General features: G+C 49.1%; 10 protein-coding genes. 4 read left to right on the top strand and 6 right to left on the bottom strand.

The window, feature by feature from the left end; translation table 11 throughout:
• Nucleotide 1 precedes the first annotated feature (1 nt).
• From nqrF to nqrM, 3 genes are all read left to right on the top strand, one after another.
• Nucleotides 2-1,219, top strand: coding sequence for an NADH:ubiquinone reductase (Na(+)-transporting) subunit F (gene nqrF / locus HMPREF2871_RS08220; protein ID WP_049336055.1), 1,218 nt, complete (start codon nt 2-4; stop codon nt 1,217-1,219).
• A gap of 132 nt (nt 1,220-1,351) precedes the next feature.
• On the top strand, nt 1,352-2,419 hold the full coding sequence (locus HMPREF2871_RS08225) for an FAD:protein FMN transferase (protein ID WP_049336058.1): 1,068 nt from the start codon (nt 1,352-1,354) through the stop codon (nt 2,417-2,419).
• Between the two features lie 17 nt (nt 2,420-2,436).
• Nucleotides 2,437-2,658 carry a (Na+)-NQR maturation NqrM gene (nqrM, locus tag HMPREF2871_RS08230; protein WP_003680888.1) on the top strand — a complete coding sequence of 74 codons (222 nt, stop codon included), beginning with the start codon at nt 2,437-2,439 and terminating at the stop codon, nt 2,656-2,658.
• A 222-nt stretch (nt 2,659-2,880) separates the two neighbouring features.
• Here nqrM and rpmG read toward each other — a convergent pair whose 3' ends face one another.
• From rpmG to HMPREF2871_RS08265, 6 genes are all read right to left on the bottom strand, one after another.
• Nucleotides 2,881-3,036 (bottom strand): 50S ribosomal protein L33, encoded by a 156-nt coding sequence (gene rpmG, locus HMPREF2871_RS08235; protein ID WP_003684373.1) that lies wholly within the window; start codon nt 3,034-3,036, stop codon nt 2,881-2,883.
• A gap of 30 nt (nt 3,037-3,066) precedes the next feature.
• Nucleotides 3,067-3,300, bottom strand: coding sequence for a 50S ribosomal protein L28 (gene rpmB, locus HMPREF2871_RS08240; RefSeq protein ID WP_002216391.1), 234 nt, complete (start codon nt 3,298-3,300; stop codon nt 3,067-3,069).
• A 250-nt stretch (nt 3,301-3,550) separates the two neighbouring features.
• Nucleotides 3,551-4,879, bottom strand: a complete 1,329-nt coding sequence (brnQ, locus tag HMPREF2871_RS08250) for a branched-chain amino acid transport system II carrier protein (protein WP_049344896.1) — start codon at nt 4,877-4,879, stop codon at nt 3,551-3,553.
• 1 nt (nt 4,880) lies between these two features.
• Nucleotides 4,881-5,777, bottom strand: a complete 897-nt coding sequence (locus tag HMPREF2871_RS08255) for a segregation and condensation protein A (RefSeq protein WP_049336062.1) — start codon at nt 5,775-5,777, stop codon at nt 4,881-4,883.
• 92 nt (nt 5,778-5,869) lie between these two features.
• Nucleotides 5,870-6,337 (bottom strand): hypothetical protein, encoded by a 468-nt coding sequence (locus tag HMPREF2871_RS08260; RefSeq protein ID WP_049336064.1) that lies wholly within the window; start codon nt 6,335-6,337, stop codon nt 5,870-5,872.
• 10 nt (nt 6,338-6,347) lie between these two features.
• Nucleotides 6,348-7,124: a tRNA threonylcarbamoyladenosine dehydratase gene (locus tag HMPREF2871_RS08265; protein ID WP_049336067.1), complete on the bottom strand. Its 777-nt coding sequence runs from the start codon at nt 7,122-7,124 to the stop codon at nt 6,348-6,350.
• A gap of 186 nt (nt 7,125-7,310) precedes the next feature.
• Between HMPREF2871_RS08265 and HMPREF2871_RS08270 the strand changes: the two genes are divergently transcribed.
• A complete protein-coding gene (locus HMPREF2871_RS08270; protein WP_003680896.1) occupies nt 7,311-7,775 on the top strand; it encodes a universal stress protein in 465 nt (154 codons plus the stop codon).
• Nucleotides 7,776-7,832: the final 57 nt, after the last annotated feature.

Here is a 7,832-nt window from a genome sequence, read left to right on the forward strand (position 1 = left end):
CATGGAGATTATTTTAGGTATTGTGATGTTTACCGTCATCGTCTTGGTTTTGGCACTGATGATTCTGTTTGCCAAATCCAAGTTAGTGAGTGAAGGCAACATCACCATTAAAGTCAATAACGAAAAAGAGCTGACGATGCCTGCCGGCGGCAAACTGCTGGGTGCGCTTGCCAGCCAAGGTATCTTCGTTCCTTCCGCCTGCGGTGGCGGCGGCTCATGCGGTCAGTGCCGCGTTGTCGTGAAAAGCGGCGGCGGCGACATTCTGCCGACCGAGTTGTCCCACATCAGCAAACGCGAAGCACGCGAAGGCTGCCGTCTGTCTTGTCAGGTCAACGTCAAAACCGACATGGACATCGAAGTACCGGAAGAAGTGTTCGGCGTGAAAAAATGGGAATGTACCGTCATCTCCAATGACAACAAAGCCACGTTCATTAAAGAACTCAAGCTTGCCATTCCCGAAGGCGAAGAAGTTCCTTTCCGCGCCGGCGGCTACATCCAAATTGAAGCCCCTCCTCACACTGTTGCCTACAAAGACTTCGATATTCCTAAGGAATACCACGAAGACTGGGACAAATACAATCTGTGGCAATACGTTTCCAAAGTGGACGAGCCGATTTTGCGCGCTTACTCCATGGCTTCATACCCTGAAGAAAAAGGCATCATCATGCTGAACGTGCGTATCGCCACACCGCCTCCACGCGTACCCGATGCACCTCCGGGACAAATGTCGTCCTACATCTGGTCGCTCAAACCCGGTGATAAAGTAACCATCTCCGGCCCGTTCGGCGAATTCTTTGCCAAAGATACCGATGCCGAAATGGTATTTATCGGCGGTGGTGCGGGTATGGCGCCGATGCGTTCCCACATTTTCGACCAGCTGAAACGTTTGAATTCCAAACGCAAAATCACCTTCTGGTACGGCGCACGCTCCAAACGCGAAATGTTCTATGTCGAAGACTTCGACCAACTCGCGGCAGAGTACCCGAACTTCACATGGCACGTCGCCCTGTCCGACCCATTGCCTGAAGACAACTGGGACGGCTACACAGGCTTCATCCACAACGTGGTTTACGAAAACCACCTGAAAAACCATGAAGCACCGGAAGACTGCGAATTCTACATGTGCGGCCCTCCAATCATGAACCAGTCCGTGATCAAAATGCTCAAAGACTTGGGCGTGGAAGACGAAAACATCCTCTTGGACGATTTCGGCGGCTAACAAACAAAAAGGAAGAAACTTCGGTTTCTTCCTTTTTTATTGCCAGGCCGTCTGAAAACCATACTTTCAGACGGCCTAAACCTTTCTTTTACGATACAATAAAGGCTTCAAAAAATAATCCGCAAATCCCTTATGCCGTTTCTTTCCAATTCGTTTTACCGTCCGATAATCGGTTGCACCGTTGCCATCGTTTTCGCACTCACACTCTCTGCCTGCCAACCTGAAAAACAACAAACCATTACCCTGCAAGGCGAGACCATGGGCACGACCTATACCGTCAAATATCTTTCAGACGGCCAAGACAAACTCCCCTCCCCTGCCGAAATACAAAAACGCATTGATGACGCGCTTAAAGAAGTCAACCGGCAAATGTCTACCTATCAGACCGATTCCGAAATCAGCCAATTCAACCAGCTGCGTACCGTCAATCAGGCCATGCCCATTTCCCAAGACTTTGCCTATGTGACCGGCGAAGCCTTGCGTTTAAACAAATTGACGCACGGCGCATTGGACGTAACCGTCGGCCCTTTGGTCAACCTTTGGGGATTCGGCCCGCAAAAAGAAATCACACACGAACCAACCGCACAAGAAATCCAACATGCTTCAGAAATGGTCGGTACGGACAAACTCAAACTTTCCCAAGACGGAAAGCAGCCTACACTTGCCAAAACCCATCCCGAAGTCTATTTAGACCTATCCTCCATCGCCAAAGGATTCGGCGTGGATAAAACCGCCGCCGAACTTGAAAAACTCAATATCGGTAATTATTTGGTAGAAATCGGCGGCGAGTTGCATGGCAAAGGCCGCAATGCGCAAGGCAACCCTTGGCGTATCGGCATCGAGCAACCCAATATCGTTCAAGGCGGCGCCACTCAAATTACCATTCCATTGGACAATAAATCACTGGCTACGTCCGGCGACTACCGCATTTTCCATGTCGATAAGTCAGGCCGTCGCCTTTCCCATATCATCAACCCTAAAACCAAACAACCCATCAGCCACAACCTCGCCTCCATCAGCGTAGTAGCAGAAAACGCCACACTTGCAGACGGCCTTTCCACCGGATTGTTCGTTCTCGGAGAAACTGAAGCACTTAAACTTGCCGAGCAAGAAAATCTCGCCGTTTTCCTTATCATCCGGACCCCGCAAGGCGGCTACCATACTAAAATGTCCAGCGCATTCAAGAAATTATTAAACTAATCTTCAGGAATACACACATGAAAACCCTCCTCCTTACTTTCGGCATTTTTATCATTGTCATCCTCGGTATGGCAGTCGGCTATATCTTCTCCAAACGCACCATTAAAGGCAGCTGCGGCGGCATTTCCTCTCTCGGCATGAAGAAAATGTGTGATTGCGACACGCCATGCGATACCTTGCAAAAAGAGCTGGATAAAAAACAACATTCCGACAACCAAGGCATCAAGGTCGATCATTAAGTCGTTGTTGAATGTTTATTAGTGATGTAAGGATGCTTATCCCCTATCAGGCCGTCTGAAAAATAAAAGAGCGTAATCCCAATGGATACACGCTCTTTTATTTTGCCTCTTCCAAAGCAATCCAACCATCTTGCACACCCGTTTAAAACAAAACACTCCAAACCAATCGAGAAAAAAGAAAAGCTCCTGAAAAACAGGAGCTTTTTCTTGGAAGAAACCGGATTATTTCAATTTAGTTTCTTTGTAAATAACGTGTTTACGGGCTACTGGGTCAAATTTTTTGATTTCCAGTTTGCCAGGCATAGTACGTTTGTTTTTAGTAGTTGTGTAGAAGTGACCAGTACCAGCGCTGGACTCCAGTTTGATTTTATCGCGCATTGCAGTAATCCTTAATTAATGGTGTTTAAATTAAGCTTCGCCGCGAGCACGCAAATCAGCCAATACGACATCAATGCCTACTTTATCGATGGTGCGCAATGCAGCGTTAGAAACGCGCAGGCGAACCCAGCGGTTTTCACTTTCTACCCAGAAACGACGTGATTGCAAGTTAGGCAAAAAACGACGTTTGGTTTTGTTGTTGGCGTGTGATACGTTATTGCCAGACATCGGGCGCTTACCGGTCACTTTGCAAACTCGTGCCATGGTTAGTCTCCAAACTTCTAAAATAGTAAAACGCGATTTATACCACGAAATCCGCCTTCAGTTCAAGTCGTTTGCTGAAAAAACGGGATTTGTGGAAATAAACCTTCTCAATATGTTGCATCTGCGAAACGGTATCTCGCAAAGCCTTAACTTTTCAATTATAACGGATTTCTTCAAAAAAATCATCTGTCGTTTGCGCGGTCGGCGAAATAAACAGGCCGTCTGAACATTTCAGACGGCCTGTTTGTCATCATGCTTTTTTCTTCAACGCCGCATTCAAAATGCAGCCGAGTATAAAACAGGCTAAAGAAGGAACAACCCACCCTAAACCGATATTGTAAAACGGCAATGCGCGCTCGATGGCAGCCGCGGTTTCGGCATCCAATCCAAACGCGGCCTTATAGGCATCGAGCAAGCCGACCATAAGAGCTGCCATCATGGTGCAGAAATAGACAATACGGCCGCCGCCAAACAGTTTATCTGTCAAGGCCAGCAAAATGATGACGATGGTCAGTGGATACAACAGCATCAACATTGGAATAGAAAAATGTAAAATCGCTGACAGGCCTTTATTGGCCAACAGGATAGACACCACCGTATTCAGTATCACAAAGATTTTATAAGAAATGCCCGGGCAAAGACGGTTGAAATATTCGGCGCATGAAGTAATCAAGCCAACCGCCGTACTCAGACAGGCAAGCAGCACCATGACGCCAAGCAACACAATACCAGCCGTACCGAAATAGTGCTGTGCGGTTTTAGACAAAACCAACGCGCCGTTTTCCTGCAAGCCGATACCGGCCACGCCTGTCGCGCCCATATAGCCGATAAACAGGTAAACCACTGCCAGACAGGAAGCCGCCAACACACCGGAAATCGTCGTGGTCTTCAGCAAATCCGCGCGGTTGTCCACGCCCATGGCGCGAACGGCATCGATGACGATAATGGCAAACACCAGCGAAGCCAGCGCGTCCATGGTGCCGTAGCCTTCCAAAATGCCTTTAACCAACGGATGAGTAGCAAAATCGCCTTGCGCCGCCTGCGTCATACCCATCGGGTTAATAGCGGCATAGCCGACCAATATTGCAATTGCTAGCAACAAAACGGGCGTAAGGATTTTACCGATACGGTCAACCAGCTTACCCGGAGAAATCGACAGCCAATAAGTAATACCGAAAAACACCAGGCTGAATACGGCCAATGCGATGTTTTTCCAAGACTCATCAATGAAAGGAGAAATTGCAGTTTCAAAAGATACCGTTGCCGTACGCGGCATGGCAAACAGAGGGCCGATTGCCAGATAAAGCGCAGTGGCAAAAGTCACGCCGTACCAAGGCGCAACACGGGAGGCCAATGCTTCCACATCGCGCGAGCCGGAATAGCCGACGGCAATCACGCCCAACAATGGCAAACCCGCCCCGGTCAGCAGAAAACCGAACATCGCCGAAAGCCAGTTTTCACCGGCCTGCTGTCCCAAAAAAGCTGGAAAAATCAAGTTCCCTGCCCCAAAAAACAGGGCAAACAGCATTAAGCCCACCGCCCATAAAGAAGCTTTGGTATGACTCGTCGTCGAATTCATTTTAGTTCTCTTTATTCAAATTTTCGTTATCGGTTTCATCGGCTTCAAGGCCGTCTGAAAACATTTCGGCTTCATTTGTTTCCAAACCGTCTTTCAGGCTGATTTCGATTTCGCCATAATTTTCCGGCTGTACGATACGCACCAAGCCCTCTTTAGCCAATTCCAGCAATGCAATAAAATTGACCACCACATATGTCGCGCCCTGCTCCGGCTTAAACAAATCGCTGAACTTGCTGATACCGCTTTCGTTCAAACGACGCAAAATCGCCGTCATCTGCGCACGCACGGAAATGGTTTCCCGCACCACTTCATGACTGCGCGTATGCTTGGCACGCGATAAAATACCCAACCAAGCCTGCGTCAAATCGGCAACGTACACTTCCGGCAACTTTGCTTCGACCGCAATTTCCAGCGGCAAATACGCCCAAGCAAAATCACGTCCGGCGCGCGGCAACGCATCCAAACCCTGAGCCGCCAGTTTCATCTGTTCGTAAGCCAACAGACGGCGCACCAGCTCGGCACGCGGATCCGCCTCTTCATCCTCAACTTCTTCAGGACGCGGCAACAGCAGGCGCGATTTAATTTCAATCAGCATTGCTGCCATCAACAGGTATTCCGCCGCCAAATCAAACTGATACGCTTCCATTTGGGCAATATAGTGCAGATACTGCTCAGTAATCTTCACCATAGGAATATCGAGGACATCGATATTCTGCTTGCGGATAAGGTACAGCAGCAAATCCAACGGCCCTTGGAAGCTGCTTAATACCACCTTCAACGCATCAGGCGGAATAAACAAATCCTGCGGCACATCGGTAACAGGCTGACCGAACACCCACGCAACGGTATGTTCAGACGGCGTTGCGGCAGTGGAAGAAATAAGGTGTTCTGAAGGCATGGTTAAAGGGTCTTTTTCTTTTTAAGTTTAGTAAGAAGTTTCATCAACAAAAGGCCGTCTGAAACGAGGACAAGCCGTTTTTAATATAAAAATCAGCGTTTTTTACGATTGATTTGCAAAGAAACAATGGCGACGGCAAAGGTCTGAGCCAAGGCCATACCCAACAGCGGCAGGCTGGCGAAAACCGTACCCGTCAGTACCAAACCGATATCTCGGGACAACACAAAACCATCCCTCGCAAGCATCGCCACCATCAAAGCCAACAACAGCAAACTTTCGCAGCCGACCAAAAGCCAAATCATTTTAACCGAACGGCGTTTGCGCCATTTCATGATACCGGCGTGCAAAAGGCTGAATATCACGACGGACAGACACGGATAAAGAAAAGTGGTGAATGGACGGGTATAACCGCTTTGCACACACAAATAATCGCCGGGCAACGTATTGCATTCCATCACATCGAGAAACATCGGATCGACGGCATACATCAATACGCCGAACCATACCGCATAAATCAGACTGGCAATAAAGTAGGCTTTAAAAAATCGGCTCTTACCCATTTCCTACCCCTCACTTCCGCCCTGCGATATGCTCCACCGCAGCCTGCGCACAATACAGCCCAAACGAAGCCGTTACCAGCATACTCGCCCCATAGCCCGCGCAGGACAAACCTTGCGGCGCGACATCGGTCGAACACGCTTCGCCGGATTGCGGCGGCGTAATATTCTCGGTTGAATAAACGCAAGGCACGCGCATTTTTTCTTTGGTATTGCGGCTGAAGCCGTAGCGTTTGCGCAAGGTATAGCGCAAATTGGAAAGCAACGGGTCGTGGGTGACGCGGCTTAAATCGGCAGTTTGGATTAAAGCCGGATTTTTCTGTCCGCCCGCGCCGCCGCTGATAATAAACGGTTGTTTATGTTGCACGAAATACGCCGCCATCGCCGCTTTGACACGGATTTGGTCGATGGCGTCGATGACGAAGTCAAAAGGCCGTCTGAAAAGTTCGTCCAGATTGTCTTCGGTAACAAAATCTTCGATTTCCGTCACTTCGCATTGCGGATTGATTTGGGCAATGCGTTCGCGCAAAGCGGTAACTTTTGCCTTACCGAAATCATCGGTCAAAGCGTGCAACTGGCGGTTGACATTGGATTCGGCAACATTGTCCAAATCAATCAGCGTTAAACGACCGATGCCGCTCCTCGCCAACGCCTCCACCGCCCACGAGCCGACGCCGCCGACGCCGACCACGCACACATGCGCACGCGAAAAGCGCGCCAGCGCTTCGTCTCCGTAAAGTCTGGCAATACCGCCAAAGCGGCGCGAAGAAAGAAAAGCAGCGTCCTGCATAAGCAACCTTGTGATATATCAATAAATTAATGAAAAACGCGACAGGCGATTCGGACAGACATTATACTTGAAAGCAGATGGGCTGTTGTACCTGCCCGAAAGAGTTTATAATCGTTTCACATTCAGACAAGTTCTGATTTCATATTAAACGAAAGTGCCGCTACTCGGCGCAAAAGGAGAATGAATATGTACAAACATCTGGTTGTAGCCGTTGACGGTAGCGAGACCTCCCTCAATGCATTGAAACATGCCGCCGAACTGGCAAGCCTCAACAAAGCCCAACTGACTTTGGTTCACGTTGCCAACCCTGCAGAATACATGGCTTTGGCTCCTGAATTCCTGCAACACGAAAGCTACGAAGCCGCCGCAGTGGCTCAAGGTAACGAAGTTTTGGATTTCGCAGAAAAAACAGCGCGTGAAAGCGGCGTTGAAAACATCGTGAAACACCTGTTGGTTGCCAACAAAGGCGCGCGCGAAATGGCGCAAGACTTGGTTGACTACGCCGACAACAACGGCGCAGACCTGTTGGTACTCGGCACACACGGCCGCACCGGCCTGATGCACCTGCTGATGGGCAGCTTCGCCGAGACCGTAATGCGTCAAAGCCACCTGCCTCTGCTGATTATCCGCAGCAAAGCTGAAGAAGCATAATCAAGCATTTATTTAAAATAGCGAAAGGCCGTCTGAATATTTTTCAGACGGCCTTTT

Origin of the sequence: Neisseria sp. HMSC067G12 (assembly GCF_001812725.1) — a bacterium.
Taxonomy (GTDB): Bacteria; Pseudomonadota; Gammaproteobacteria; order Burkholderiales; family Neisseriaceae; genus Neisseria; species Neisseria perflava.